This is a genomic window from Klebsiella ornithinolytica (genome assembly GCF_030505655.1).
Taxonomy (GTDB): domain Bacteria; phylum Pseudomonadota; class Gammaproteobacteria; order Enterobacterales; family Enterobacteriaceae; genus Klebsiella; species Klebsiella ornithinolytica.
In genome coordinates this window covers 4,971,670-4,996,438 of record NZ_CP130153.1, presented here as the reverse complement: position 1 = coordinate 4,996,438, position 24,769 = coordinate 4,971,670, and the positions used below count along the sequence as shown (strand labels likewise).

General features: G+C 58.0%; 24 protein-coding genes. 7 read left to right on the top strand and 17 right to left on the bottom strand.

What is annotated here, in order from left to right; genetic code table 11:
* Positions 1 to 8: 8 nt before the first annotated feature.
* Positions 9 to 2,402 (top strand): beta-N-acetylhexosaminidase, encoded by a 2,394-nt coding sequence (locus tag Q1L34_RS23650; protein WP_163980559.1) that lies wholly within the window; start codon positions 9 to 11, stop codon positions 2,400 to 2,402.
* Between the two features lie 56 nt (positions 2,403 to 2,458).
* On the opposite strand, the gene ridA is transcribed toward Q1L34_RS23650, so the two are convergent.
* The 5 genes from ridA to Q1L34_RS23625 form a co-directional block, all read right to left on the bottom strand.
* Positions 2,459 to 2,845: a 2-iminobutanoate/2-iminopropanoate deaminase gene (gene ridA, locus Q1L34_RS23645; RefSeq protein WP_004857278.1), complete on the bottom strand. Its 387-nt coding sequence runs from the start codon at positions 2,843 to 2,845 to the stop codon at positions 2,459 to 2,461.
* 168 nt (positions 2,846 to 3,013) lie between these two features.
* The gene (pyrI, locus tag Q1L34_RS23640) at positions 3,014 to 3,475 is read right to left on the bottom strand and encodes an aspartate carbamoyltransferase regulatory subunit (RefSeq protein WP_004857283.1); all 462 of its coding nucleotides are present in this window, start codon (positions 3,473 to 3,475) and stop codon (positions 3,014 to 3,016) included.
* Positions 3,476 to 3,487: 12 nt separating this feature from the next.
* Positions 3,488 to 4,423, bottom strand: a complete 936-nt coding sequence (gene pyrB / locus Q1L34_RS23635; RefSeq protein WP_004857285.1) for an aspartate carbamoyltransferase — start codon at positions 4,421 to 4,423, stop codon at positions 3,488 to 3,490.
* Positions 4,424 to 4,425: 2 nt separating this feature from the next.
* Positions 4,426 to 4,485, bottom strand: a complete 60-nt coding sequence (locus Q1L34_RS23630; RefSeq protein WP_112150686.1) for a pyrBI operon leader peptide — start codon at positions 4,483 to 4,485, stop codon at positions 4,426 to 4,428.
* Positions 4,460 to 4,564 carry a pyrBI operon leader peptide gene (locus Q1L34_RS23625; protein ID WP_015585298.1) on the bottom strand — a complete coding sequence of 35 codons (105 nt, stop codon included), beginning with the start codon at positions 4,562 to 4,564 and terminating at the stop codon, positions 4,460 to 4,462. Before Q1L34_RS23625 ends, Q1L34_RS23630 begins: the two co-directional genes overlap by 26 nt.
* A gap of 193 nt (positions 4,565 to 4,757) precedes the next feature.
* Here Q1L34_RS23625 and Q1L34_RS23620 point away from each other — a divergent pair, with 193 nt between their 5' ends.
* Positions 4,758 to 5,213 (top strand): YhcH/YjgK/YiaL family protein, encoded by a 456-nt coding sequence (locus Q1L34_RS23620; RefSeq protein WP_044348129.1) that lies wholly within the window; start codon positions 4,758 to 4,760, stop codon positions 5,211 to 5,213.
* Positions 5,214 to 5,346: 133 nt separating this feature from the next.
* On the opposite strand, the gene argF is transcribed toward Q1L34_RS23620, so the two are convergent.
* Positions 5,347 to 6,351: an ornithine carbamoyltransferase gene (argF, locus tag Q1L34_RS23615; RefSeq protein ID WP_192226643.1), complete on the bottom strand. Its 1,005-nt coding sequence runs from the start codon at positions 6,349 to 6,351 to the stop codon at positions 5,347 to 5,349.
* Positions 6,321 to 6,416, bottom strand: coding sequence for a putative translational regulatory protein ArgL (argL, locus tag Q1L34_RS28510; RefSeq protein WP_371033352.1), 96 nt, complete (start codon positions 6,414 to 6,416; stop codon positions 6,321 to 6,323). The genes argF and argL overlap by 31 nt, the downstream gene beginning before the upstream one ends.
* A 98-nt stretch (positions 6,417 to 6,514) precedes the next feature.
* Between argL and rraB the strand changes: the two genes are divergently transcribed.
* Both rraB and miaE read left to right on the top strand, forming a co-directional pair.
* Positions 6,515 to 6,940, top strand: a complete 426-nt coding sequence (gene rraB, locus Q1L34_RS23610) for a ribonuclease E inhibitor RraB (RefSeq protein WP_004857292.1) — start codon at positions 6,515 to 6,517, stop codon at positions 6,938 to 6,940.
* A gap of 175 nt (positions 6,941 to 7,115) precedes the next feature.
* Positions 7,116 to 7,883 carry a tRNA isopentenyl-2-thiomethyl-A-37 hydroxylase MiaE gene (gene miaE / locus Q1L34_RS23605; RefSeq protein WP_032718597.1) on the top strand — a complete coding sequence of 256 codons (768 nt, stop codon included), beginning with the start codon at positions 7,116 to 7,118 and terminating at the stop codon, positions 7,881 to 7,883.
* 144 nt (positions 7,884 to 8,027) lie between these two features.
* On the opposite strand, the gene Q1L34_RS23600 is transcribed toward miaE, so the two are convergent.
* The 4 genes from Q1L34_RS23600 to pepA all read right to left on the bottom strand — a co-directional run bounded on the left by Q1L34_RS23600 (position 8,028) and on the right by pepA (position 13,585).
* Positions 8,028 to 8,531 (bottom strand): GNAT family N-acetyltransferase, encoded by a 504-nt coding sequence (locus Q1L34_RS23600; protein WP_004857300.1) that lies wholly within the window; start codon positions 8,529 to 8,531, stop codon positions 8,028 to 8,030.
* A 121-nt stretch (positions 8,532 to 8,652) separates the two neighbouring features.
* A complete protein-coding gene (locus tag Q1L34_RS23595) occupies positions 8,653 to 11,508 on the bottom strand; it encodes a valine--tRNA ligase (protein WP_064359467.1) in 2,856 nt (951 codons plus the stop codon).
* Positions 11,508 to 11,951: a DNA polymerase III subunit chi gene (gene holC, locus Q1L34_RS23590; RefSeq protein WP_004857306.1), complete on the bottom strand. Its 444-nt coding sequence runs from the start codon at positions 11,949 to 11,951 to the stop codon at positions 11,508 to 11,510. The genes Q1L34_RS23595 and holC overlap by 1 nt, the downstream gene beginning before the upstream one ends.
* Before the next feature lie 122 nt (positions 11,952 to 12,073).
* Entirely contained in the window at positions 12,074 to 13,585 is a 1,512-nt protein-coding gene (pepA, locus tag Q1L34_RS23585) for a leucyl aminopeptidase (RefSeq protein WP_004857309.1), read from the bottom strand.
* A gap of 267 nt (positions 13,586 to 13,852) precedes the next feature.
* Between pepA and lptF the strand changes: the two genes are divergently transcribed.
* Both lptF and lptG read left to right on the top strand, forming a co-directional pair.
* Positions 13,853 to 14,950, top strand: a complete 1,098-nt coding sequence (gene lptF / locus Q1L34_RS23580; protein ID WP_004857311.1) for an LPS export ABC transporter permease LptF — start codon at positions 13,853 to 13,855, stop codon at positions 14,948 to 14,950.
* Positions 14,950 to 16,032, top strand: a complete 1,083-nt coding sequence (gene lptG, locus Q1L34_RS23575; RefSeq protein WP_004857316.1) for an LPS export ABC transporter permease LptG — start codon at positions 14,950 to 14,952, stop codon at positions 16,030 to 16,032. The genes lptF and lptG overlap by 1 nt, the downstream gene beginning before the upstream one ends.
* A gap of 33 nt (positions 16,033 to 16,065) precedes the next feature.
* Here the strand turns inward: lptG and allS are convergent, their stop codons facing one another.
* Genes allS through Q1L34_RS23550 form a run of 5 tightly spaced genes read right to left on the bottom strand, consistent with a single transcriptional unit; the run spans position 16,066 to position 22,013 of the window.
* Positions 16,066 to 16,995 carry an HTH-type transcriptional activator AllS gene (gene allS, locus Q1L34_RS23570; protein WP_004857321.1) on the bottom strand — a complete coding sequence of 310 codons (930 nt, stop codon included), beginning with the start codon at positions 16,993 to 16,995 and terminating at the stop codon, positions 16,066 to 16,068.
* Positions 16,982 to 17,815, bottom strand: a complete 834-nt coding sequence (locus tag Q1L34_RS23565) for an oxamate carbamoyltransferase subunit AllH family protein (RefSeq protein WP_104896660.1) — start codon at positions 17,813 to 17,815, stop codon at positions 16,982 to 16,984. The genes allS and Q1L34_RS23565 overlap by 14 nt, the downstream gene beginning before the upstream one ends.
* A 1-nt stretch (position 17,816) precedes the next feature.
* Positions 17,817 to 19,082: a YlbE family protein gene (locus Q1L34_RS23560; protein WP_004857327.1), complete on the bottom strand. Its 1,266-nt coding sequence runs from the start codon at positions 19,080 to 19,082 to the stop codon at positions 17,817 to 17,819.
* Between the two features lie 23 nt (positions 19,083 to 19,105).
* Positions 19,106 to 20,776 carry an acyl-CoA synthetase FdrA gene (gene fdrA / locus Q1L34_RS23555; RefSeq protein WP_104896659.1) on the bottom strand — a complete coding sequence of 557 codons (1,671 nt, stop codon included), beginning with the start codon at positions 20,774 to 20,776 and terminating at the stop codon, positions 19,106 to 19,108.
* Positions 20,777 to 20,789: 13 nt separating this feature from the next.
* Entirely contained in the window at positions 20,790 to 22,013 is a 1,224-nt protein-coding gene (locus tag Q1L34_RS23550) for an MFS transporter (RefSeq protein ID WP_004857332.1), read from the bottom strand.
* Between the two features lie 312 nt (positions 22,014 to 22,325).
* On the opposite strand from Q1L34_RS23550, the gene Q1L34_RS23545 reads away from it, so the two are divergent.
* Complete coding sequence (locus Q1L34_RS23545; RefSeq protein ID WP_032718605.1) at positions 22,326 to 23,246, top strand: carbamate kinase; 921 nt, start codon at positions 22,326 to 22,328, stop codon at positions 23,244 to 23,246.
* Here the strand turns inward: Q1L34_RS23545 and Q1L34_RS23540 are convergent, their stop codons facing one another.
* Entirely contained in the window at positions 23,247 to 24,749 is a 1,503-nt protein-coding gene (locus Q1L34_RS23540; protein ID WP_044348390.1) for a helicase HerA-like C-terminal domain-containing protein, read from the bottom strand.
* Between the last annotated feature and the right edge of the window lie 20 nt (positions 24,750 to 24,769).

The following is a 24,769-nucleotide window of genomic DNA, read 5'->3' as shown; positions in this document are numbered from 1 at the left end:
GAAAACTCATGCTTAACTCTGTGCGCAATGGCCTGCTGACCAGCGGATTATTATTTGGCGCGATGGCACATGCCGCTCCGGCCGGCGATCTGCCGCTGATGCCGTGGCCGGCTCAGGTCGAACGCCCGCAGTCGCCGGGGGCGTTGGTGGTGAATAACGCGCTGACGCTGAACGTGACCGGCGACGTGCCCGGCGACGCCGTGGGCCGCTGGCGCGAGCGCATTGCCCGCCAGACCGGCTGGACGTTACAACCGCAAATGGCGCCGGTTACCACGCCGACAATTAACGTGGTGGTGGCCAAAAAAGTGCCGGCGATTCCTCGTCCTGACAGTGATGAAAGCTACCAGCTGAAGGTGACTGCCGAGGGCGTTACCCTCAAGGCGAATACCCGGTTTGGCGCGATGCGCGGGATGGAGACGCTGCTCCAGCTGATGCAGAACGGCGCCGAGAACACGGCAATTCCTTACGTCACGATTGATGATGCGCCGCGCTTTCCGTGGCGCGGGCTGCTGCTGGATTCCGCTCGCCACTTCATGCCGCTGGAGGCGATCAAACGCCAGATTGACGGCATGGCGGCGGCCAAGCTCAACGTCTTCCACTGGCATCTGACCGATGATCAGGGCTGGCGCTTCGCCTCCACGCGGTATCCGAAACTGCAACAGAAGGCCAGCGACGGGCTGTTTTATACTCAGGCGCAGATGAAAGAGGTGGTGCGCTACGCGGCGGACCGCGGCATTCGCGTGGTGCCGGAAATCGATATGCCCGGCCACGCGTCGGCGATTGCGGTGGCCTACCCGGAGCTGATGAGCGCCCCGGGGCCCTACGACATGGAGCGCCATTGGGGCGTACTGAAACCCGTGCTCGATCCCAGCAAAGAGACCACCTACGCCTTTGCCGAGGCGATGATCGCCGAGCTGGCGGCTATTTTCCCCGACCCGTATCTGCATATCGGCGGGGATGAAGTGGACGACAGTCAGTGGAAAGCGAACCCGACTATCCAGGCGTTTATGCGCGAGAAGGGGCTGGCCGATAGCCACGCGCTGCAGGCGTACTTCAACCGCAGGCTGGAGGCGATCCTCGAAAAATACCACCGGCAGATGGTCGGCTGGGATGAGATTTATCACCCGGACCTGCCGAAAAGCATTCTGATTCAGTCCTGGCAGGGACAGGACGCGCTGGGCGAGGTGGTAAAGCAGGGCTATCGGGGGATCCTCTCCACCGGTTTCTATCTCGACCAGCCGCAGTACACTGCCTATCACTATCGTAATGAAATTGTGCCCCAGGGGCTGAACGGCGTGGATACGATAAGTGATAACGACAGCGCGCAGAGCTGGAGTTTCTCGATGCCACGGCTGAAGGGCAGCGCGGTGGAAGGAAGCTTTACACTGATTAAAGGCGAGGGCGGCTGGCGCGGGTTTATTGATTTCAAAGGCAAATCTCGTCGTGCGGTGCAGGATATTGAATGGGGCGGCGACGATCGGCTGACCTTTCGCGTCGACACCTGGATGGGGGAAACCCGACCGGTGCTGACCGTGAACGACGATAAGCTGGGCGGCTATTTCCTGCTGGGCAACACCCGCTATCCTGTCAGCGGGCAAAGGCTGGAAGCGGTGCCCCAGGGCACGCCGCCGGTGGTCCCGGAGGCGGACCAGCAGAAGAACCTGCTCGGCGGCGAGGCGGCGCTATGGGCGGAAAACGTGGCGGCGCCGGTGCTGGATATTAAACTCTGGCCGCGGGCCTTTGCGGTGGCGGAGCGGTTGTGGTCGGCGCAGGATGTCAACGACAGCGATAACATGTATCAGCGGCTACAGGCGATGGACAGCTGGTCTACGGTGTCGGTTGGCCTGCAGCAACATACCCAGCAGCTGGTGCAGTTCACGCGCTTAGCCAACGGCGGCAGCACGCTGCCGCTGCAAATTCTCGCCCAGGCGCTGGAGCCGGCGCACTACTACACCCGCCAGCATCTGAAATTCCAGGCTAATCATTATCATCTGTTTGAGCCGCTGAACCGCCTCGCCGATGCGTTACCGGCAGAAAGTACGACCGTGCGCAACCTCGATCGTTGGGCGTCGCGTTTGATCAGCGATGCGGAAGACAGCGAAAGCGCGGATGCGCTGCGCCATATTTTTACCCTCTGGCAAAATAATATCGCCGATGCGCAGGCGCTGACGGAAAACAGCTATCAGCTGGCGGCGATAAAGCCGGTGGTGGCGCAGGTGGATAAGCTGGCGACGCTGGGGATACGGTTGACCGATCTGGTGGCGCGGCAGGGCACGCTGGATGATAAAGAGTATGCGTCGGTTCAGGCGCAGCTGGACGAGGCGGCGAAAACGCAGGATGAGCTGGTGATTGCGGCGGTTTATCCGCTGGAGAAACTGCTGCGGGCGACGAAGGTCGAGTAGTGAAACTCCCTCACCCGGCGCGGTAATAAAGGCGCATGGGTGAGGGGATGCGAGGCTTAGCGACGAATGGCGATCGCTTCGATCTCGATTTTCACATCTTTCGGCAGGCGAGCCACTTCCACGCAGGAGCGCGCCGGGAAGGTCGCGTGATGTTCGGTGAAGAACGCTTCATAAGCGGCATTCACGGTGGCGAAGTCGTTCAGATCTTTAACGAATACGGTCGTTTTAACAATGTCGCCGACTTTCAGGCCTGCGGCTTCAACGATAGCTTTGACGTTGTCCAGAGACTGACGCGCCTGAGCGGCGACATCTTCCGGCACGCTACCAGTTTTCGGATCGACGGGGATCTGGCCGGAAGTGATGATCATGCTGCCCAGATCAACACCCTGAACATACGGGCCGATTGCTGCTGGTGCATTTTCCGTCGCGATAGTTTTAGACATGAGTTCTCCTGAATAACAGCATTATTAAGTAGTGACGCAAAATCCTTCGAGTTGCAGCGACGCGGCAAGGGGCGAACCGCCCGCACGGCCGACAAAGAAGCAGCTTGAAGGATAGCGCGTATGGAACCCGGCCATTATAGGGAGCCGGGTTGCCAATACCAACCTCAATTAGTTGGCCAGAACCACATAATGCGAAAACTCTTTTTCACAATATTTGCACTTCAGCGCGATATCGTTTTCCCGCTTTTTCACCGCAAAGCTGGAGGAAACCGGCTCGGCATGGCTGATACAGTTGCTGTTCGGGCAGACCAGCACGCTGTTAATCCGATCCGGCAGATTCGGGCGTGACTTACCGACTACTTCATAATCATCGATGCGGTTGACCGTCGCATGCGGGGCATACAGCGCCAGCTGGTTTACCTGCTCGTCGGTCAGGAACGTATTCTCGATTTTTACCAGGTCCTTGCGGCCCATTTCACCTGACGGCAGGTTCAGGCCGATGGTGATCCGCTGATCCGTTTCGGTCAGTTTGAACAACGTCAGCAGTTTAAAGCCCACCTGCGCAGGGATGTGGTCGATAACGGTGCCACGTTTAATGGCTTCTACCTGCAGTTTATTATCGTGTGTCATGGTCGTTTCCCCTTACAGAGCCAGCTCGCTATTCAGTACCAGTGCCAGTAACGCCTGGCGTGCGAAGATGCCGTTGCCGGCCTGCTGGAAGTACCAGGCGTGCGGCGTTTTATCGACATCGGTGGTGATTTCATCAATGCGCGGCAGCGGGTGCAGCACTTTCATATTGTGACGGGCGCCGTCGAGGTCGGCGGCACGCAGGACAAACTGCGCTTTCACGTTGGCGTATTCCGACGGGTCAAGACGCTCTTTCTGCACGCGGGTCATGTACAGAATATCCAGCTCTCCCATCACTTCATCAATGGCGCTGTGCACGCTCCAGGCAATCCCTTTCTCATCCAGCATATCGAGGATGTACTGCGGCATCGCCAGCGCATCCGGGGCGATAAAGTAGAAGCGGTTGCCGTTGAATTTCGCCAGCGCCTGGGTCAGCGAATGGACGGTGCGGCCATATTTGAGGTCGCCAACCATCGCGACGTTGAGGTTTTCCAGGCGGCCCTGAGTTTCCTGAATGGTGAAGAGATCCAGCAGGGTCTGCGTCGGGTGCTGGTTAGCGCCATCGCCGGCGTTGAGGACCGGGATACCGCCGGAAAACTCGGTCGCCAGACGCGAAGCCCCTTCCTGCGGATGGCGCATCACGATGGCGTCGACGTAGGTGCTGATGACCGAAATGGTGTCGGCCAGGGTTTCCCCTTTTTTGCCCAGCGAGGTGTTGCTGCTGTCGGAAAAGCCCACCACGCTGGCGCCGAGGCGGTGCATCGAGGTTTCAAACGACAGGCGGGTACGGGTGGAGGCTTCAAAGAAACAGCTGGCGATAACCTTATGCTTCAGCAGTTCCGGCTGTGGATTCGCTTTCAGTTTTGCAGCGGTCGCCAGGACCAGTTCGAGGTCTTCTCGGCTGAGATCGTTTATGGAAATGATATGTTTTTGATATAGCGGGTTAGCCATGTTTATCTCCTGACGCCTGGGCAAAAAAAAAGCCCCTTAAATAAGGGGCTTCGAGAATTCATTGAGCAACGGAAAGAAAAACGCTACGCCAGCGCCTGTGTTCAGACGCGGTAAGACAGAATGTCGTACGCAGTAGACCATGCTTCCTCCCGGCAAATCGACCGGCATTATACGCAGCTCAAATTTCGGATCAAGCGATTAGTACACAAACAAGAAAACGATTGCTTCGATAAGGCTGCGCCAGCGCAAAAAACCGTAAAAAAGAGGTGGTATGGCAGTGTGAAGGGGCGTATAAAAACAAAAATGAAAAGCTGTTTTATCTTTGAGGGGTACTATGATCGTTGGTCACATTCACCATCTGCAGGCCTGGCTACCGGATGCGTTGCGTCAGGCGATTGAGCACGTTAAAGCCCACGTGAGCGAAGAGACGTCGCCCGGCAAATACGATATTGACGGTAACAACGTGTTTTATATGATTTCAGAAGATACGACCGAACCTCTTGCCGTCCGCCGCGCGGAATACCATGCGCGCTATCTGGATATCCAGATTGTGCTGCGCGGCCAGGAGGCCATGACCTTCAGCACCCGACCTGCCGCCGGCGCAGCGGACATCGACGGGCTGGCGGAGAGAGATATTGCGTTTCTGTCGGCCGGCGAACAGGAGAAAACCGTCATTCTGAACGAGGGGGATTTTGTGGTCTTTTACCCTGGAGAAGTGCATAAGCCGCTGTGTGCCGTGGGAGAACCGGCCAAAGTGCGTAAGGCGGTAGTGAAGATCCTGATGGCGTAAAAAATCCCCCGCAGGCGCTACGCTTACGGGGGAGGTCATCCGGATGAAGGCTCTTGTGCCGCAATCCGGGGAGATCATCCGCTAGCCGGTCAGGCGCGATAGCACCGCTCCGGGATGATCCGTACCAGATGCGCTATTTACTCAGCGTTGCCACCATCACCGCTTTGATGGTGTGCATCCGGTTTTCCGCCTGATCGAAGACGATGCTTGCCGGCGACTCAAAGACCTCGTCAGTCACTTCCATGCCGCCATGCAGGCCGTATTCCTCCGCCATCTGCTGACCAAGGGTCGTTTGATCGTCATGGAACGCGGGCAGGCAGTGCAGAAATTTCACCTGCGGATTACCGGTCAGCGCCATCATGTTGCTATTCACCTGATAAGCGCGCAGTAACGCAATGCGTTCCGCCCATTTCTCTTTGGCTTCGCCCATCGAGACCCACACGTCGGTGTAGATAAAGTCCGCCCCTTGCACGCCCGCCGCGATATCTTCGGTCAGAGTGATGTTGCCGCCGTTTTTCTGTGCCAGCGCCCGGCATTCTGCCACCAGATTTTCTTCGGGCCAGCAGGCCTTCGGAGCCACCAGGCGCAGATCCAGACCGGTCAACGCCGCGGCTTCGAGCATGGAGTTGCCCATATTGTTGCGGGCGTCGCCTGTATAGACCAGGGTCATTTCGTTAAAGGCTTTCCCCGGCAGATGTTCCTGCATGGTCAATAGATCTGCCAGCAGCTGGGTGGGATGAAACTCGTTGGTCAGACCGTTCCATACCGGAACACCGGCATATTTGGCCAGCGTTTCGACCACTTCCTGACCATGACCGCGGTACTGAATACCGTCATACATCCGGCCCAGCACGCGGGCGGTATCTTTAATGGATTCTTTATGGCCGATCTGGCTGCCGCTTGGCCCGAGATAAGTGACGCGGGCACCCTGATCAAATGCGGCAACTTCGAAAGAGCATCGTGTCCGGGTAGAGTCTTTTTCGAAGATGAGCGCGATGTTTTTTCCAGCCAGATGCTGGATTTCAATACCGTTTTTTTTATCGGTTTTCAGTCTGGCCGCCAGCTTCAGCAGAGCGGTGATTTCTGCAGGGGTAAAATCGAGTAACTTTAAAAAATGCTTCTGGTAAAACGCGGACATGATTCCCTCACATGGCTTAAGCCCCTTATTGAATTAAAATTCAATTTATATGTATGAATATTCATTTGCAACCCCGTGACACAAATCTTTCGCACAAAGGTGGAGGCAATCACGGCGGTATGTGACAATAGAAGTATCTGCCGCACATTATGAGGAACGAGCCATGGCAAACCCGGAACTACTGGAAGAACAGCGTGAAGAAACGCGTCTGATTATCGAAGAGCTGCTCGAAGACGGCAGCGATCCGGACGCGCTGTACACGATTGAACACCATCTCTCTGCCGACGACTTTGAAACGCTGGAGAAAGTGGCTGTCGAGGCCTTCAAGCTGGGTTACGAAGTGACCGAGCCGGAAGAGCTGGAAGTGGAAGAAGGCGAAGTGGTTATCTGCTGTGACATCCTGAGCGAAAGCGCCCTGAAGGTGGAGCTGATTGATGCCCAGGTTGAACAACTGATGACTCTGGCGGAAAAATTCGGCGTCGAATATGACGGTTGGGGTACTTACTATGAAGACCCGAACGGTGAAGAGGGCGATGAAGAAGATGACGACGATCTCGTCGATGAAGACGATGACGGCGTTCGCCACTAAGTAAATCTGCACGTCATCCTTCAGGCCGCGTCTTTGCTGGCTACGCACAGGAACCCCGGCGACATCGTTCTCTATGTTGTCGGGGTTTTCGTCTCGTTATACCCTGAACAATAATATTGTGTCTGTTTGGATGCGATAACGGCCGGCAGTCGTTACCGTATAGCAAGGAACCTCAATGGACTACCCGCAAATACTCGCCCCCGTACGTCACTTTCTGCACTGCCCGACGCCACAGGCGTGGATTGATGAAGCCCGTAAGCCGGAAAATCTCCCGCTGCTGCTGACCGATCATATGGTTTGTGAGCTAAAAGCGGCGCAAAACGCGCTGCTACTGGTGCGTAAATATGTTGCTGATAAAGAAGGGGCCGACGAGCTGCTGGCCTGCCTGAAGCCGTATGAGGACTTTACCTATCGCCGGGGGCCCGAGCCGGATTTCGTCGCGCTGCATAAACGGATTAATAAGAGCGCCATGCCGCAAACCGACGATCCCTGGAGCCGTCAGCTGGTGGACAGCATGGTACTGCTGATTAAAGAAGAGCTGCACCATTTCTGGCAGGTGCGGGAGATGATGCAGGCTCACGCTATCCCGTACGTCAAAATCACCGCCAGTAATTATGCCCGCGGGTTGCGCAGAGAGGTACGCTCCCACGAACCGGTGATGCTCATCGATAAGCTGATTTGCGGAGCCTACATTGAAGCGCGCTCCTGCGAGCGCTTTGCCGCGCTGGCGCCGTGGCTGAATGACGATCTGCAGAAGTTCTATCTGTCGCTGCTGCGCTCCGAAGCGCGGCACTATCAGGACTATCTGGATTTGGCGCAGCAGATTGCCGAAGAGGATATCAGTGAACGTATTCACCAGCTTGGCGAGGCGGAGGCGGCGTTAATTCTCCGACCTGAGGCGGAGTTCCGCTTCCACAGCGGCGTACCGATGGTCGCGGCGTAAAGTGCCTTTCCCCGGAGGCGGGTCCGGACGACCAAACCTGACGAGGCCCGGCTAACGGCGCTGCACGCCTTATTCGGGGTATCTGAGGGGGAGAGCCCGTCGCCCCGGTAAGACCGGGGACGCGCGGCTGACGGGCACGAGCGCTTACAGCGTTTTCAGCATCCGCACTTCGCAATCTACATGACCGGTGCAGCCCAGCGGGCCGTCGATATGTTCGAAACCCAGGCGCTCATACAGCCCGACGGCTTCTTTCAGGAAGGCGGTGGTTTCCAGATAGCAGCGTTTGAAACCCTGCTCGCGGGCATAATCTAACGCCAGCAGCGCCAGCTTTTTCGCCAGTCCCTGCCCACGGGCAGAGGTCATAAAATACATTTTCTGCAGTTCGCAAATATCCGGTTCGCTATGTGCCAGCGGAGCAATGCCGCCGCCACCGACCACCCGACCATCCTGCTCAACCACCCAATAGGCGGAGCCCGGCTGGCTGTAGAGTTCAAACAGCTCATCGAGGTTGGGGTCGGCTACGGTGTAGCCCTTATCGGCCGTCAGCCCGTATTCCGCAGAAACCTGGCGGATAACGTTGGCGATAGCAGCATTGTCTTCAGCGGTGATGCGGCGCAGCGACGCCGTAACGGTCGCGATCGTATTCATACGATTACTCATAGCAAAAAAATGACGGATGGTGTTGTTAATAACATCGGGAGCGGGGGGAGCGCAAGCGGGGATCGCGGATTAAAACGCCCCCTGCCTGAGCAGGCAAGGGGCGGGAGGATTACAGCGCGGCGATGACCGCCTGCTGTTCGATCAGTTTGCTTTTCGCTTCGGCATAACCGTCCAGCTTCTCACGCTCTTTGGCGATCACCGCTTCCGGTGCGCGAGCGACAAAGCCTTCGTTGGCCAGTTTGCTTTCGATGCGGCTGATTTCACCGTCGATCTTCGCCACTTCTTTCGCCAGACGCGCCAGCTCATCTTCTTTGTTGATGAGACCCGCCATCGGGATCAGCAGCTCGGCGCCGTCGATGATTTTGGTCACGGAAACCGGACCTTTGTCGTCGGCTGGCAGTACGATGATGCTTTCCAGACGCGCCATGGACTGCAGGAAGCTCTGGTTGTCGGTCACGCGACGCTGAGCGTCAGCGCTGCAACCGCGCAGCAGCAGTTCGAGCGGTTTGCCCGGGGCGATGTTCATTTCCGCACGGATGTTACGTACGGCAACGATCGCCTGCTTCAACCATTCGGTATCGGCCAGCGCCGCTTCATCAACCTGCGCCGCATCGTAAGCCGGGAACGGCTGCAGCATGATGGTATCCGCATCGATACCGACGATAGTTTTCACACGCTGCCAGATGGTTTCGGTGATGAACGGAATGATCGGATGCGCCAGACGCAGCAGACCTTCCAGCACGGTGACCAGCGTGTTGCGGGTGCCGCGCAGCTCGGCTTCAGATCCGCCGGTCATGACCGGTTTGGTCAGCTCCAGGTACCAGTCGCAGAACTGGTTCCAGGTGAACTCATACAGGATGCCCGCGGCGATGTCGAAGCGGAAGTTATCCAGCGCTTCGCGGTACGCTTTTACGGTCTGGTTGAATTCGGCAAGGATCCAGCGGTCCGCCAGCGACAGGACTTTCTCGCCGCCGTTGAAGCCGCAGTCCTGATCTTCGGTGTTCATCAGCACGAAACGGCTGGCGTTCCACAGCTTGTTACAGAAGTTACGGTAACCTTCCAGACGCTTCATGTCCCAGTTGATGTCGCGGCCGGTGGAGGCCAGCGCCGCCAGGGTGAAGCGCAGGGCGTCGGTACCGTGCGGCTCGATACCGTTCGGGAACTGTTTCTCGGTGCGTTTGGCGATTTTCTCCGCCAGCTGCGGCTGCATCATGTTACCGGTGCGTTTCTCCAGCAGCTCTGGCAGGGAGATGCCGTCAACCATATCCAGCGGGTCAATAACGTTGCCCTTGGATTTGGACATCTTCTGGCCTTCGTCGTCACGAATCAGACCGGTCATGTAGACGGTATGGAACGGTACCTGCGGTTTGCCGTTTTCATCTTTGATGAAGTGCATGGTCATCATGATCATGCGGGCAATCCAGAAGAAGATGATGTCGAAACCGGAAACCATCACGCTGGTCGGGTGGAACTGACGCAGCGCATCGGTGTTTTCCGGCCAGCCGAGGGTGGAGAAGGTCCACAGCGCGGAGGAGAACCAGGTGTCGAGCACGTCTTCGTCCTGGCGCAGCGCGACGTCAGCGGAGAGGTTGTTCTCCTGACGCACTTCGTCTTCGGTGCGGCCTACGTAGACGTTGCCTTCGTTGTCATACCACGCCGGGATACGGTGACCCCACCACAGCTGACGGGAGATACACCAGTCCTGAATATCGCGCATCCAGGAGAAGTACATGTTTTCGTACTGCTTCGGCACGAACTGAATGTCGCCGTTTTCAACCGCTTCTACGGCAGGCTTCGCCAGCACGTCGGCACGCACGTACCACTGGTCGGTCAGCATCGGCTCGATCACCACGCCGCCACGGTCGCCGTACGGCACGGTCAGATCGTGAGGTTTGATCTCTTCAAGCAGGCCGAGCGCATCGATGGCTGCCACCACGGCTTTACGCGCAGCGAAACGCTCCAGATTCTGGAATTCCGCCGGGATCTCTGCGGAGTAAACGTCGGACTCTTCGCCTTTGGTATCGTACACCTGCGCGCTTTCGCGGATGTCGCCGTCAAAGGTCAGGATGTTGATCATCGGCAGGGCGTGACGTTTCCCGACTTCATAGTCGTTAAAGTCGTGCGCCGGAGTGATTTTCACGCAGCCGGTGCCTTTTTCCATATCGGCGTGTTCATCGCCGACGATCGGAATGCGGCGGTTAACCAGCGGCAGCACCACGAATTTACCGATCAGATCTTTATAACGCGGATCTTCCGGGTTAACGGCCACGCCGGTGTCGCCCAGCAGGGTTTCCGGACGGGTGGTCGCCACGACCAGATAATCTTTACCGTCAGCGGTTTTCGCGCCGTCGGCCAGCGGGTAGCGGATGTGCCACATCGAGCCTTTAGACTCGCGGTTTTCCACTTCCAGGTCGGAAATCGCGGTACGCAGTTTCGGATCCCAGTTAACCAGGCGCTTGCCGCGGTAAATCAGGTCTTCTTTGTACAGACGAACAAAGACTTCTTTTACGGCATTGGAGAGGCCTTCATCCATGGTGAAGCGCTCGCGCTCCCAGTCCACGGAGTTGCCCAGGCGACGCATCTGACGGGTAATGGTGCCGCCGGATTCCGCTTTCCACTGCCAGATTTTATCGATAAAGGCATCGCGACCGTAGTCGTGGCGAGTTTTCCCTTCTTCTGCGGCAATCTTACGCTCAACCACCATCTGGGTCGCGATACCCGCGTGGTCGGTACCGGCCTGCCACAGAGTATTTTTACCCTGCATGCGCTGGTAGCGAATCATGGTATCCATGATGGTTTGCTGGAAGGCATGACCCATATGCAAACTGCCGGTGACGTTCGGCGGCGGGATCATGATGCAGAAGCTCTCCTGGCTTTCATCACCATTCGGTTTGAAATAGCCCTGCTTTTCCCAATGCTCGTAGAGCGGCTGTTCGATATCTTGTGGGTTGTATGTCTTTTCCATTATTTCCAGGTTGCCGTATTCAGGTTGAAACCAGCCATGCGGTACGCTTTGTAGCGTTCGCGCGCCAGTTGTTTCAGAGAATCTTCGTAAGGGACAAAGTCTATCACTTCTGTGAAAGCGGTGGCAAAATCTGCAAAGTTTAGCCGCAGACTGATCAGAATATCCCGCGGGCTGCTGTTGCGTTTTTGCGGCCAGGCGATCTCCACCGGCGCTCCGCCTCTGGGGCCTTCTCCCGCCAGATTATGCGGGACGAAGCTTTCCGGAGGGCGGGCCCACAGCGCTTCATCCAGACGGATGGCCTGCTGTTCGTCTTCACAGGCGATAAGCACGCGTTTGCCGCTACGCCAACGTTCTGCGGCAATGTCACACACCAGTTGTTCAACGGCGCTTAAACCGTCTTGTTGTGTGTCGTTGTCCAGAAGGTAGAACGTTGCGTTTTTCATATATGGGGCTTCTTGTGGTGACTTTAAATGCTTAAGCCGGGTGGCGCTGCGCTGACCCGGCCTACAAACGGTATCTTTGCGTAGGCCCGGCAAGCGTAGCGCCGCCGGGCATCAGACGGCAATTACTCTTCGCCAGTAAACCCGGCGCGATTGAGCAGGAACTGCGACAGCAGGGCGACCGGGCGGCCGGTGGCGCCTTTCGCTTTCCCGGAACGCCAGGCGGTGCCGGCGATATCCAGGTGTGCCCAGTTGTACTTACGGGCAAAGCGCGACAGGAAGCAGCCGGCGGTGATCGCGCCGCCAGGACGTCCGCCGATGTTGGCCATATCCGCGAAGTTAGACTCCAGCTGATCCTGGAATTCGTCGCCCAGCGGTAAGCGCCATGCGCGGTCGCCCGCCAGTTCGGATGCGCCGATCAGCTCGTGAGCCAGCGGGTTGTGGTTCGACATCAGGCCGGTGATGTGATGGCCCAGGGCAATCACGCACGCGCCGGTCAGCGTGGCGACGTCAATCACCGCTTCCGGTTCGAAACGCTCAACATAGGTCAGCACATCGCACAGCACCAGACGGCCTTCGGCGTCGGTATTCAGTACTTCAACGGTTTGACCGGACATGGTCGTCAGGACGTCGCCCGGACGATAGGCGCGGCCGCCAGGCATGTTTTCACAGCCGGCGAGGACGCCGATCACGTTCAGCGGCAGTTGCAGTTCAGCAACCATACGCATCACGCCGTAGACCGCCGCCGCGCCGCACATGTCGTACTTCATCTCATCCATGCCTTCGGCAGGCTTGATGGAGATACCGCCGGAGTCAAAGGTCAGCCCTTTGCCGACCAGAACGATCGGACGCGCGTCTTCCGCCGGGTTGCCTTTGTATTCAATCACCGACATCAGCGATTCATTCTGCGAACCGTTGCCAACCGCCAGGTAAGAGTTCATACCCAGCTCTTTCATCTGCTGTTCGCCGATGACGCGGGTGATCACATTCTTACTGTAGGTATCGGCCAGCTGACGGGCCTGAGAGGCCAGATAGGCGGCGTTACAGATGTTTGGCGGCATATTGCCGAGATCTTTGGCCGCTTTGATACCGGCGGCAATGGCCAGTCCGTGCTGGATGGCGCGTTCGCCGCTGGTCAGCTCGCGACGGGTCGGGACGTTGAAGACCATTTTACGCAGCGGGCGACGCGGCTCGCTTTTGTTGGTTTTCAACTGATCGAAGCTGTACAGCGTCTCTTTGGCGGTCTCAACGGCCTGGCGAACTTTCCAGTAGTTGTTACGGCCTTTCACGTGCAGTTCGGTCAGGAAGCAGACGGCTTCCATTGAACCGGTATCATTCAAAGTATTAATGGTTTTCTGAATGACCTGCTTGTACTGACGCTCGTCCAGCTCACGCTCTTTGCCACAGCCAATCAGCAGAATACGTTCTGACAGAATATTTGGCACGTGGTGCAGCAGCAGCGTCTGGCCAGGCTTACCTTCCAGTTCACCGCGACGCAGCAGCGCGCTGATATAGCCGTCACTGATTTTATCGAGTTGTTCGGCAATCGGGGAGAGGCGACGCGGTTCAAAGACGCCGACTACGATACAGGCACTCCGCTGTTTCTCCGGGCTACCGCTTTTTACACTGAACTCCATGCACTACGCTCCTGAATCTTAAAGACAACGACGGTGGCTACGGATAGAATTGAAAGCTTTCGTAACTCATGTCCGCTGTTGCGGTGACTTCGTGTTAATCTTAACGTTATTACGGCTTTGGTTCGTCAGAAAAAAACCTGATACGCGGAACCAGTGAGTCATTTAATCTTAGCGATGATTTCGAAGACCAAAGAGAATAAATGACGTTTAAGCCATGAAACAAGCAATTTTCCTGCAATAAGACGGGTTTTTACGGGCGTATTTATAGTGATAATCATAAGATATCTGGTTCGTGAGACGCTGAAAAGCCAGTTGGCGATCCTGTTCATCCTGTTACTGATCTTCTTTTGCCAGAAACTGGTCAGGATCCTTGGCGCCGCGGTGGATGGCGATATCCCGACAAATCTGGTGCTCTCGCTGTTAGGGCTGGGCGTACCGGAAATGGCGCAGCTCATTCTGCCCCTGAGTTTATTCCTCGGGCTGCTGATGACGCTGGGCAAACTGTATACCGAAAGTGAAATCACGGTGATGCATGCCTGCGGCCTGAGTAAGGCCGTGCTGGTGAAAGCGGCGATGATCCTCGCGCTGTTTACCGGCGCGGTGGCGGCGGTCAACGTGATGTGGGCCGGCCCCTGGTCGTCTCGCCATCAGGATGAAGTGCTGGCGGAGGCGAAAGCCAACCCCGGTATGGCGGCGCTGGCCCAGGGCCAGTTTCAGCAGGCCAGCGACGGCAGCGCCGTGCTGTTTATTGAAAACGTCAACGGCAAGCGCTTCCATGATGTCTTCCTGGCGCAGCTGAAGCCAAAAGGTAACGCGCGACCTTCCGTCGTGGTGGCCGATTCCGGCGAACTGACGCAGAAGAAAGACGGCTCGCAGGTGGTGACCATGAATCAGGGTACCCGCTTTGAAGGTACGGCGATGCTGCGCGATTTCCGCATTACTGATTTTAAAAATTACCAGGCCATTATTGGCCATCAGGCGGTGGCTTCGGATCCTGACGACACCGAACAGATGGGCATGCGCGCGCTGTGGCGCACCGATACCGACCGCGCGCGCGCTGAGCTGCACTGGCGCTTCACGCTGGTGGCAACGGTGTTTATTATGGCGTTGATGGTCGTTCCGCTGAGCGTGGTGAACCCGCGTCAGGGCCGCGTGCTGTCGATGCTGCCGGCGATGCTGCTGTATCTGGTCTTCTTCCTGCTGCAAACCTCGATTAAGTCAAACGGCGGTAAAGGTAAAATCGACCCGATGATCTGGATGTGGGGGATTAACCTGCTCTATTTCGCGCTGGCCGTGCTGCTGAACCTGTGGGATACGGTGCCGATGCGCCGCTTCCGTGCCCGTTTTAACAAAGGAGCGGTGTGATGCAGGCGTTTGGCGTACTCGACCGTTATATCGGTAGGACGATTTTCAACACCATCATGATGACGCTGTTCATGCTGGTTTCGCTCTCGGGCATTATCAAGTTTGTCGACCAGTTGAAAAAAGCCGGCCAGGGCAGCTACGACGCGCTCGGTGCCGGGCTGTATACCATCCTCAGCGTGCCAAAAGATGTGCAGATTTTCTTCCCGATGGCAGCGCTGCTTGGCGCACTGCTTGGCCTGGGGATGCTGGCGCAGCGCAGCGAACTGGTGGTGATGCAGGCCTCCGGCTTCACCCGGTTACAGGTAGCGCTGGCGGTGATGAAAACCGCGATTCCGCTGGTTCTGCTGACTATGGCGATCGGGGAGTGGGTGGCGCCGCAGGGCGAGCAGATGGCGCGTAATTATCGCGCCCAGCAGATGTACGGCGGTTCGCTGCTGTCGACCCAGCAGGGGCTGTGGGCGAAAGACGGCCATAACTTCGTGTATATCGAACGGGTGAAAGGAAACGATGAACTGGGCGGCGTGAGTATTTACGCCTTTAACGACCAGCGTCGTTTGCAGACCGTTCGCTACGCCGCCTCGGCGAAATTCGACAACGATAATAAAGTCTGGCGCCTGTCGCAGGTTGATGAGTCTGACCTGACCGACCCGAAACAGATCACCGGCTCGCAGATGGTCAGCGGCACCTGGAAAACTAAGCTGACGCCCGACAAGCTGGGCGTGGTGGCGCTGGATCCGGATGCGTTGTCGATCAGCGGCCTGCATAACTACGTGACCTATCTGAAATCCAGCGGACAGGACCCGGGACGCTATCAGCTCAACATGTGGAGCAAAATCTTCCAGCCGCTGTCGGTGGCGGTGATGATGCTGATGGCGCTGTCGTTTATCTTCGGCCCGCTGCGCAGCGTGGCGATGGGGGTAAGGGTTGTCACCGGGATCAGCTTTGGCTTTATCTTCTACGTGCTGGACCAGATTTTTGGCCCGCTGACGCTGGTCTACGGCATCCCGCCGATTATCGGCGCGCTGCTGCCAAGCGCCAGCTTCTTCCTGATCAGCCTCTGGCTGATGATGCGTAAGGCGTAAACGACCCGCGACTCCTCCCGTCGGGAGGAGTCGTTACAGCGCGGGCGGCCTGTCAATATTGTTTAAAAACCCTTTCACGCAGCTTTCCTGATGACGGAACAGCGTCACTATCTCACTCACCGCCTTACCGTCCCGTTCTTTACTCCATGCCAGCGACAGCGGTGAAGGCTGTCGACGATTCTCCACCTCTTTGGCTATCAGACTGCCGTTATCAAGCCACGGCTGACAGACATTGCGCGGCAGAAAGCCGACGCCCACCCCGGTAATATGGCACTGTAATTTAGTCTGCATGTCCGGGACTTTTATTTCCTTCTGTCCGGAGAGCAGCCAGGCCACGCGCTTGGTGAGATTGCGGGAGGTATCTTCGATATTAATAGCCGGGAAAGCGCGCAGCGGTGCATCGTTAATCACCCCTTCGACGGCCGCCAGCGGATGATGCGGCGCCACCACAAAGACCCAGCTGATTTCCCCGAGCGGCAACAGATTAATTGAGTTGGAGAGCGATTCCGAACCGGTGACGCCAATCGCCAGGTGGTAGTCGCCATACAGCATGGCATCCCAGACCCCCATATAGACCTGGCGGGAGACCTGAAACTGGGTAAACGGGAATCGCTGATGCAGATGGCTGAGCAGCAGGGCCACGGCGAGGTTGTCGTACAGCAGATTGTTGATAACCAGATTCACCTGGCGTTCGACGCCGTCATTGACCTGGCTTAGCTCATCGGGCATCGCCTCCAGCCAGCTTAGCCACTGCAGGCAGCGCTCAAGCAGATGGGTGCCGGCGGGGGTCAGACTGACCGAGCGTGTGGTTCGCAGAAACAGCGGTGTACCCAACGATTCTTCCAGCATTTTGATGCGGTAGCTGATGGCGGCCGGGGTTTTGAACAGGCTCTCGGCGGCGCGGGAAAAACTCCGGGTTTCCGCCACGCGAATAAAGGTGCGGATCGTTTCATGGTCCATCATTACAGTGTCCCCCTGATACATGCGTTACCAGACACTGCTGCGCAACATGCACTCCCAGCAGAGTGTCTGCGCCAGAGGTGTGTCCGTGTGCCAGCAGGTGACGAATGGCGTGGTGAGTCCTTGTGCGATGAGCACCGACAGCCAGGTGACGCAGGAGATGGATAAGCGTGGTCGAAAAGCGCCCTTGACTGGCGTGCAGAAGATAACAAGCGCTTACCGTCGTTGTCAGCTGTTGCAGCGTCCGGGCCGGGGGGAATTGCTCGATTTTGCGAGGCAACTCGCGAAGTGGCGCGGCGCAGTACAGAACGGCCAGCGCACCGACCAGCATATCGTCCATGGAGGGGGTCAGTCCGGGGCCGAGTCCGATCAGCGTTTCTGCGTCGGCAAAGCCGTTGTTCAGCAGCCTGAACAGGCGCTGCTGTGGCGCATCTGCACGGTTCACCGCTTCTGAGAGGCTGCCGCAAAGCCCGGTATTCTGAGGATAAGCGGATAAAAAAGCCGCCAGTGGCTGCAAGGGATGAGTAGGGAGTGAGGGGGTAATATGCCGACGAGGAGCGCGCAATCGCAGCGCCCGCCAGTGTAAAACGCCGGCAAACAGAGTGAGCACGGTGCCAGGAGAGAGGATGCTGCGCAGATAATCATACTCCTGACAGCGCAGCAGCCAGCCCATGGGGGGCAGGTTTGTTCCGCCGCGCAGCAGGGTCAACAGCGTGCCATCCTCATGCTGCAGATTAATGGCCTGGCTAAACAGGCTATGACAACGCCACTCGCCGTCCGGGAGCGGATGGCTGCAGCCAGAGGCAAGCGGCGTCAGGATCATATCAGGCTGCCTGGATATTCATCGCCTGGGCCAGCGCTTCCAGCGCCTGCTCGAAGCAGGCCAGCGGGGCGCGGACGGTTCCGGCACCCACCTGGCCAATCCCGGCCTCCTTGTGGGCAATGCCGGTATTAATGATTGGCGTGATGCCGGTTTCCACGACCCGACGAATATCGAGCCCCAGGCAGGCCCCCTGGAAGTTCCACGACGGGATCTGCAACAGCGGGTTATGCTGAAGATAAATCTCGCCCATCTCCTCTGATGTTTCCTGGGCCGCCTCCATCCCGCCTGCGCCAACGAAGCGGGTAACGCCTGGGGCAGCAATCATCGCCGCGCCGCCGATGCCGTAGGTTTCCGTTATTGCGCTGTCGCCGATGTCCGGGTTGGCATCTGCCTGGCTGTAGCCGGTAAAGAACAGCCCCTGCGGGGTATTCACCGGCGCGGTAAACCAGCGGTCGCCGAGGCCGCTGACGCGGATGCCGAACATCTGGCCGTTGCGGGTCATGGCGGTGACCACCGAGCCTGCTTTAATTTCTGCGGCGGCATCCATGGCGGCTTTACAGTAGGCCATTGCCAGGTTGAGGAAGAACTGATCGGTGACGCTGAGGAACTCCAGCACTTCACCGGTCTGGGTTTTATCTCGTTCCTGTCCGGCGATGCGCGGGGCAAGGGTACGCATCAGCAGCGCCGAGGCGGCGATGTTGCGCTGGTGGAACTCGTCGCCCATGGTGATGGCCTGCGCCATCAGCGCCGACAGGTCAAGGCCCTCTTCGAAGGTGCTTAGCGCGTCGCTGAGTACCGGGGCGAGGGTATCGCGCATCCAGCGCAGACGGGTTTGCACGTCAGGGCCGTAAGCGCCAAAGCGCATCACTTTGCCGATTCCTTCGTTGAGGTTGCAATAGGCTTCATTGCCGTGCACCGCATCGCGCACCACAATCACCGGCATGCTGGCGGAGGTAATACCGCCCATCGGACCCACTGCCCGGACGTGATGACAGGGGACAAAGGCGACCTCTCCTTGCTCCAGCAGCTGCAAAGCATGGGCTTCATCATCAGCCCAGCCTTCAAACAGACAGGCCCCGAGACAGGCCCCGCGCATCGGGCCGGTCATCTCCTGCCAGCGGATTGGCGGCCCGGCATGCAGCAGCACGCGGCCTTCACGCAGTTCGGGGATAACGCTGGCGGCGGGTTTAACGTCGAGCCAGTGCGGGCGGGCGGCTTTAATACGGGCGATCACCGCGTCGTTTGCTTGATTAATGCTGGTGTACATAGCTACCTCTTACAAAAATAGAGTCAAAAGTTCAGTTGCTTAAGCAGGGCCGCCAGATGCGGATTGCCGCCGGCTATCGGCGCCCACTGGAAATGCACCACCGGGCAACCGGCCTGCTGCAAATCACGGGCAAAGCTGCGCAGGCCAACGTTGATCACCTGCACGCCGTTGAGCAGCGCCGGGGGAGCGACAGGCGCCGGGTGTTGACGGGGAGCCACCAGGTAATGCGCCAGCAGCACCGCCTCCTGCAAGGTGTTCATTACGATGACGTCGCCGTTGAGCAGGGCGTCGATTTGTTGGGAGCGAGGCTGGGGATCCTGTTCGGTGCCGGTGACGGTGGCGATAACCGTCAGCGGTTGCTCAGGGCCACGGGCGCTGCGGACGGTGTTAATGGCCTCCAGCAGCGCGCCCGCCGGATCGTCACAGGCGCCATAGCCGAGCACGATGTCTACCAGCAGCACCCCGGTTTCCGGCTGCTGGCTGAGTTTCTCGATCTCCTGTGAACGGGTGGTTGGGTCGATCATCGGGTGCGGGCGTCCCACCGTCCAGGCGTCGTCGCCAAGATCGATCAGGCGATGACCCTGGGCTTCCAGCATCACGCCGTCCGGGTGATGAGCATCAGTTTCCACCCCCAGATGCTCCGCCAGTAGCATCGCCGCCTCAGCGGCGAGCGTACCGCCTGCATACAGGCCAAGGATCTGCTTACCACGTTGTGGTGCCTGCGAAGCCGCTATCTGCTCGACGCTCGCCAGCATAGCGGCCAGGCGCGCGGCTTCAGCCAGTGAGCTGGCGAACCAGATATTGCCCTCCTGCGCCCGGGCGGGTTTGCTGCCGAGAAACAAGGCGACGACGGGCTTAGACAGCTTTTTCATGGCGCTGATAATGGTCTGCCTGACTGATTCAGCAGGGGGCTTGGAGACGAAAGCGATCACCTTGCTTTGCTCGTCTGCCGCCAGCATCTCCAGCGCCGTCAGGGCGCTGAGGCCCCCGATCTGCTGATTCAGATCGCGTCCCCCTAAACCCATCGCATGAGTCACGCCCTGGCCGAGCAGCGCTACCTGTGAGGTCAGCTCCTGGATGCCGGTGCCCGAAGCGCCAATCACCCCGATACAGCCCGCAGGCAGAATGTTGGCGAAGGCCAGCGGCGCTCCGGCGATGGCGGCGGTGCCGCAGTCGGGCCCCATCACCAGCAGACCGCGCTCGCGGGCGTATTGTTTCAGGGCCCGCTCCTGCTCCAGCGGCACGTTGTCAGAAAACAGCATCACATTTTTACCGCTCTCCAGCCCCTGACGGGCCACGCCCGCCGCGTACTCCCCGGCGACGGAGATCAGCACCAGGTTTGCCTCCGGCAGCTTCGCGCAGGCGCTCTCCCAGCGGCGCGCCTTTTGCAGACGCAGGCCGCTGCTTTGCCCCTGGGCAATGGCGTTTAGCTCGGCGTCCAGTCGCTGCTGGATCAGGGTGAGAATATCGGCGACCGGCTGACGGGTGCGGATTGCCGCGCAGATATCGTTCGGCGTTGCCTGGGCAAATTCTTCATGCCAGAAGCCCGTCGACTCCAGCAGCGCTTTGTTAGCGGGGGTGCCCATCATCACCGAGACTTCTTCGACATCGTCAATGGCGCTCAGCTTACGGGAGATAAGCATCAGGCTGACGGAGTCCTGAAAACTGCCTTTTTTTACGAATGCGTAAATCATCACAGACCTCGGGTTATTTCTTCTCTTTCAGGAACAGCATGCCGACCAGACCCACGACCAGTAACGCCGCGGAGACGTAGAAGCTGGAGGCAAGACTGCCGGTCATATCGCGAGCGGCGCCGGCAATCACCGGAGCCAGTATGGAGGAGCTCATACCGATAAAATTGAACAGGCCGAAGGCGGAGCTGTAGTTGTTCTCATCGACGCTGTCGGCGACCAGCGCCACCAGAACCGGATCCAGCGCCAGCTTGCCGACCAGGCCGTAAACGCACAGGGCGACGATTACCCCGGTCATATTCGGCATCCAGATGATGGAGAGCATGCTGAGAATGGCCACCGGCACCAGTACCAGAATCAGCGGCTTACGTTTACCCAGACGGTCGGAGAGCGAGGAGAAGAGCAGCGCGCCAGGGATTGAGATCCAGGCGACCAGCGAGGTGATAAAGCCGGTTTCGCTGCCCGCAATGCCGCGCTCGCTTTGCAGGTAATAGGGCAGCCAGGTGAGGATCACGAAGAAGCCAAACAGGCTGCAAAACACCATCAGATAGACCAGCAGCAGATTGCGGTTTTTGAACAAATCGGTGAATTTGCTTTTCGGTTTCGCCACCCCGCCTGCCTCGACGGGCTGGCGCTTTTTCTCTTTGACAAACAGCCAGATAGCCAGCCCGGTCAGCAGAGTAGGGATCGACATGACAAAGAACGGTGTACGCCAGCTGTAGCCCTGGTCATACACCAGCCAGCTGGAGGCCATCAGCCCCAGCGCAATACCAAAAGCCATGCCGCTGTTGATGATGGCGCTGCCGAGCGAACGGTATTTTTTGGGGATTTGCTCTGAGGAGAGGCCGTACTGCGGGCCGTAGTAGGTGCCTTCGCCAGCGCCGGTGACGACCCTGGCGAACAGCAGGGTGCTCCAGCTTTTGGCCCAGCCGGTGACGGCGGTAAAGGCCCCGAACAGTAAAAATCCAGGAATAAGGACTTTTTTCTTGCCTATTTTATCTCCGAGGATCCCGGCCGGAACCTGTAATAAAGCGTAAGAGAAATAAAAGACCGAATTCATTAATCCGAGCTGGGTGCCTGATAAACCAAATTCTTTTTCCAGTTCCCCCATGACCGGGTTTAATACCGTGCGGTCGGCATACATAAATATCCAGCCGAGCCAGAATAAAAAGATAGTCACCCACCAGGCGGGGATCCCTCTTTTGTGCGGGGCCACCGCATCGTTGAGTTGTGCAGACATGGTTTGTCTCCTGTAGATAATGTTGCCGCCGCCAGTCCCGGCGGGTGTTCTGTGGCTAAACCTACAGTAGAAACAGGGGTATTCTGGTGAAGCAGATCACACTCACCTGATTGTGAGATTTTTTTTCTTCACGCCGTCTGGATTATTAAAAATATTTAAAAGAAGCCATTGTTAGAATTAATTTAATAACCATGGTGGACTGAGGTTTAATTTTTAAATTGTTCTTTCGAGTCGGTCAATAATGATATTGCTCACATTTTATGATGATTATTTCGTTATGTTTTCAGGCAATATTATTAACCGGAGAATAACATGAAAAAGACCATCGTCATTGCGCTGGGGGGGAATGCTCTGCTGGCACGCGGTGAAGCGTTAAGCGCCGAAAATCAGTACCGTAATATTGCGCAAATTGCCGATGTGGTGGCCAGTCTGAGCCAGGAGTATCAGGTGGTGATTGTGCACGGTAATGGCCCGCAGGTGGGGCTGCTGGCATTGCAAAATCAGGCTTACAGCGACAGCCCGGCGTGGCCGCTGGATGTGCTGGTGGCCGAGACCCAGGGGATGCTGGGCTACATGATTGCTCAGGTGCTGGGCAGCCGGGCCGGGATCCCACCGGTCGTCACCCTGTTGACCCGAGTGGAAGTGGACGCCGCCGACCCGGCGTTTCGCCAGCCCGGGAAATATATCGGTCCGGTGTGGGCTGCGGAGGAGCAAAGTGCGCTGGAGGCCCGCTATGGCTGGCAGATGAAAAAAGACGGCGACTATGTTCGCCGGGTCGTGCCGTCGCCAAGACCACAAAAAATCCTTGAGCGGCAGGCCATTAGTCAGCTGCTGGCCGACGGCAACGTGGTGATTTGTGCGGGCGGCGGCGGCACGCCGGTGGTGGAGGAAAACGGCAGTTATCAGGGCATGGAGGCGGTGGTGGATAAAGATCTGGCGGCGTCGGTTTTGGCTCAGTCGCTGCAGGCAGAAGCGCTGCTGATCCTCACCGAGGCTGACGCCGTTTATCTTGACTGGGGTACCCCAAAAGCGCGCGCATTGCGCACGGCCACCGTGGACGATCTTCGGCCGCTGGCCGTGCCGGATGGTGCAATGGGGCCGAAAGCGGAAGCCGCGATCCAGTTTGTTGAGATGACTGGTCACCCGGCGTACATCGGCGCGCTGCGCGATGCCCCAGCCATCCTGCGGGGCGAAAAAGGCACCCTTATCGCCCCGGCAGCGGTGTGCGTCTGACTAGCGCCGTCTGCCGCCCAGCAAACTTCCGAGCATGCCACGCACAATCTGATTGGTGATTTGCCGCGTGGCGCTTTTCGCTGCCGTTTGTACCAGACCGTCGCGCTTGCCGCCGCGCGGGCCGGTCGTGCCGAACAGAATATCTTTCAGGCCGCCTAAAATGCCGTCGTCGAGGTCAGCGGTGGCCCCTTTTGCCGGCGGCGCATTTTGCTGTTCGCTGGTGGCCTGCACGCCCTGCTGCAATTTCTCGAAGGCGGACTCCCGATCCACTTCATCCTCATATTTGCCATACAGCGGGGAGTGATTGATGAGCCCGTTGCGTTCATCATCGGTCACTGGCCCCATTCGTGAGCAGGGGGCAATTACCATCGCGCGCTCGACCACCGAAGGGCTGCCTTTTTCATCGAGGAAGGAGATCAGCGCTTCACCGGTGCCCAGCTCCTGGATAGCCTGCTCGGTGCTGAAAGCCGGGTTGGCGCGCATGGTCTGCGCCGCGGTTTTCACCGCTTTCTGATCTTTTGGTGTAAAGGCGCGCAGGGCGTGCTGAACGCGGTTGCCCAACTGGCCGAGAACCGCATCGGGAATATCCGACGGGTTCTGCGATACGAAGTAAACCCCCACGGCTTTGGAACGAATCAGGCGGATAACCTGCTCGATTTTATCCAGCAGCACCTGAGGCGCATCGTTAAACAGCAGATGCGCTTCATCGAAGAAAAAGACCAGCTTCGGCTTTTCCAGATCTCCGGCTTCCGGCAGGCGCTCGTAGAGCTCCGAGAGCATCCACAGCAGGCTGGCGGCGTAGAGTTTCGGCATCTGATACAGCTTTTCGGCGCTGAGGATATTAATCACCCCTTTGCCGTTCTCGTCGAGACGCATCCAGTCCTGGATGTCGAGCATCGGCTCGCCGAAAAAGTGCTCCGCTCCTTGCTGTTCCAGAGTCAGCAGGCCGCGCTGGATGGCGCCGACCGAGGCGCTGCTGATGTTGCCATACTGGTTTTGAAAAGCTTTGGCGTTGTCGCCGATATACCGGGTGATGGCGCGCAAATCCTTAAAGTCGAGGAGCAGCAGACCGCGGTCGTCGGCGATGCGGAAGATAATATTCAGCACCCCGGACTGGACTTCGTTAAGATTCAGTAATCGCGACAAGAGCAGCGGCCCGAGATCGGACACCGTCGCCCGGACCGGGTGGCCTTTCTCGCCGAAAATATCCCATGTCACCACCGGGTTAGCGTGGGGCTGCCAGTCGGTGACGCCGATTTTTTCCAGCCGCGCCTGCAGTTTCTCCGAATTTTGGCCCGCTGCGGCGATCCCGGTCAGGTCGCCCTTCACATCGGCCATAAAGACCGGCACGCCGATTTCTGAAAAAGACTCCGCCAGCTTTTGCAGGGTGACGGTTTTACCGGTGCCGGTCGCACCGGTAATCAGGCCGTGACGGTTAGCCATTCCCGGCAGTAAATGCAGCTGTTTTTCCCGCGTGCGGGCAATCAGCAGGGGTGCGCTCATGATCGATTCCTCCATTTATC

Bases quoted from the DNA above. Each gene is read 5' to 3' on its own strand.
- Q1L34_RS23650 (WP_163980559.1), top strand. From the start codon at position 9: ATGCTTAACTCTGTGCGCAATGGCCTGCTGACCAGCGGATTATTATTT.
- ridA (WP_004857278.1), bottom strand. From the start codon at position 2,845: ATGTCTAAAACTATCGCGACGGAAAATGCACCAGCAGCAATCGGCCCG.
- pyrI (WP_004857283.1), bottom strand. From the start codon at position 3,475: ATGACACACGATAATAAACTGCAGGTAGAAGCCATTAAACGTGGCACC.
- pyrB (WP_004857285.1), bottom strand. From the start codon at position 4,423: ATGGCTAACCCGCTATATCAAAAACATATCATTTCCATAAACGATCTC.
- Q1L34_RS23625 (WP_015585298.1), bottom strand. From the start codon at position 4,564: ATGGTCTACTGCGTACGACATTCTGTCTTACCGCGTCTGAACACAGGC.
- Q1L34_RS23620 (WP_044348129.1), top strand. From the start codon at position 4,758: ATGATCGTTGGTCACATTCACCATCTGCAGGCCTGGCTACCGGATGCG.
- argF (WP_192226643.1), bottom strand. From the start codon at position 6,351: ATGTCCGCGTTTTACCAGAAGCATTTTTTAAAGTTACTCGATTTTACC.
- argL (WP_371033352.1), bottom strand. From the start codon at position 6,416: ATGAATATTCATACATATAAATTGAATTTTAATTCAATAAGGGGCTTA.
- rraB (WP_004857292.1), top strand. From the start codon at position 6,515: ATGGCAAACCCGGAACTACTGGAAGAACAGCGTGAAGAAACGCGTCTG.
- miaE (WP_032718597.1), top strand. From the start codon at position 7,116: ATGGACTACCCGCAAATACTCGCCCCCGTACGTCACTTTCTGCACTGC.
- Q1L34_RS23600 (WP_004857300.1), bottom strand. From the start codon at position 8,531: ATGAATACGATCGCGACCGTTACGGCGTCGCTGCGCCGCATCACCGCT.
- Q1L34_RS23595 (WP_064359467.1), bottom strand. From the start codon at position 11,508: ATGGAAAAGACATACAACCCACAAGATATCGAACAGCCGCTCTACGAG.
- holC (WP_004857306.1), bottom strand. From the start codon at position 11,951: ATGAAAAACGCAACGTTCTACCTTCTGGACAACGACACACAACAAGAC.
- pepA (WP_004857309.1), bottom strand. From the start codon at position 13,585: ATGGAGTTCAGTGTAAAAAGCGGTAGCCCGGAGAAACAGCGGAGTGCC.
- lptG (WP_004857316.1), top strand. From the start codon at position 14,950: ATGCAGGCGTTTGGCGTACTCGACCGTTATATCGGTAGGACGATTTTC.
- allS (WP_004857321.1), bottom strand. From the start codon at position 16,995: ATGATGGACCATGAAACGATCCGCACCTTTATTCGCGTGGCGGAAACC.
- Q1L34_RS23565 (WP_104896660.1), bottom strand. From the start codon at position 17,815: ATGATCCTGACGCCGCTTGCCTCTGGCTGCAGCCATCCGCTCCCGGAC.
- Q1L34_RS23560 (WP_004857327.1), bottom strand. From the start codon at position 19,082: ATGTACACCAGCATTAATCAAGCAAACGACGCGGTGATCGCCCGTATT.
- fdrA (WP_104896659.1), bottom strand. From the start codon at position 20,776: ATGATTTACGCATTCGTAAAAAAAGGCAGTTTTCAGGACTCCGTCAGC.
- Q1L34_RS23550 (WP_004857332.1), bottom strand. From the start codon at position 22,013: ATGTCTGCACAACTCAACGATGCGGTGGCCCCGCACAAAAGAGGGATC.
- Q1L34_RS23545 (WP_032718605.1), top strand. From the start codon at position 22,326: ATGAAAAAGACCATCGTCATTGCGCTGGGGGGGAATGCTCTGCTGGCA.
- Q1L34_RS23540 (WP_044348390.1), bottom strand. From the start codon at position 24,749: ATGAGCGCACCCCTGCTGATTGCCCGCACGCGGGAAAAACAGCTGCAT.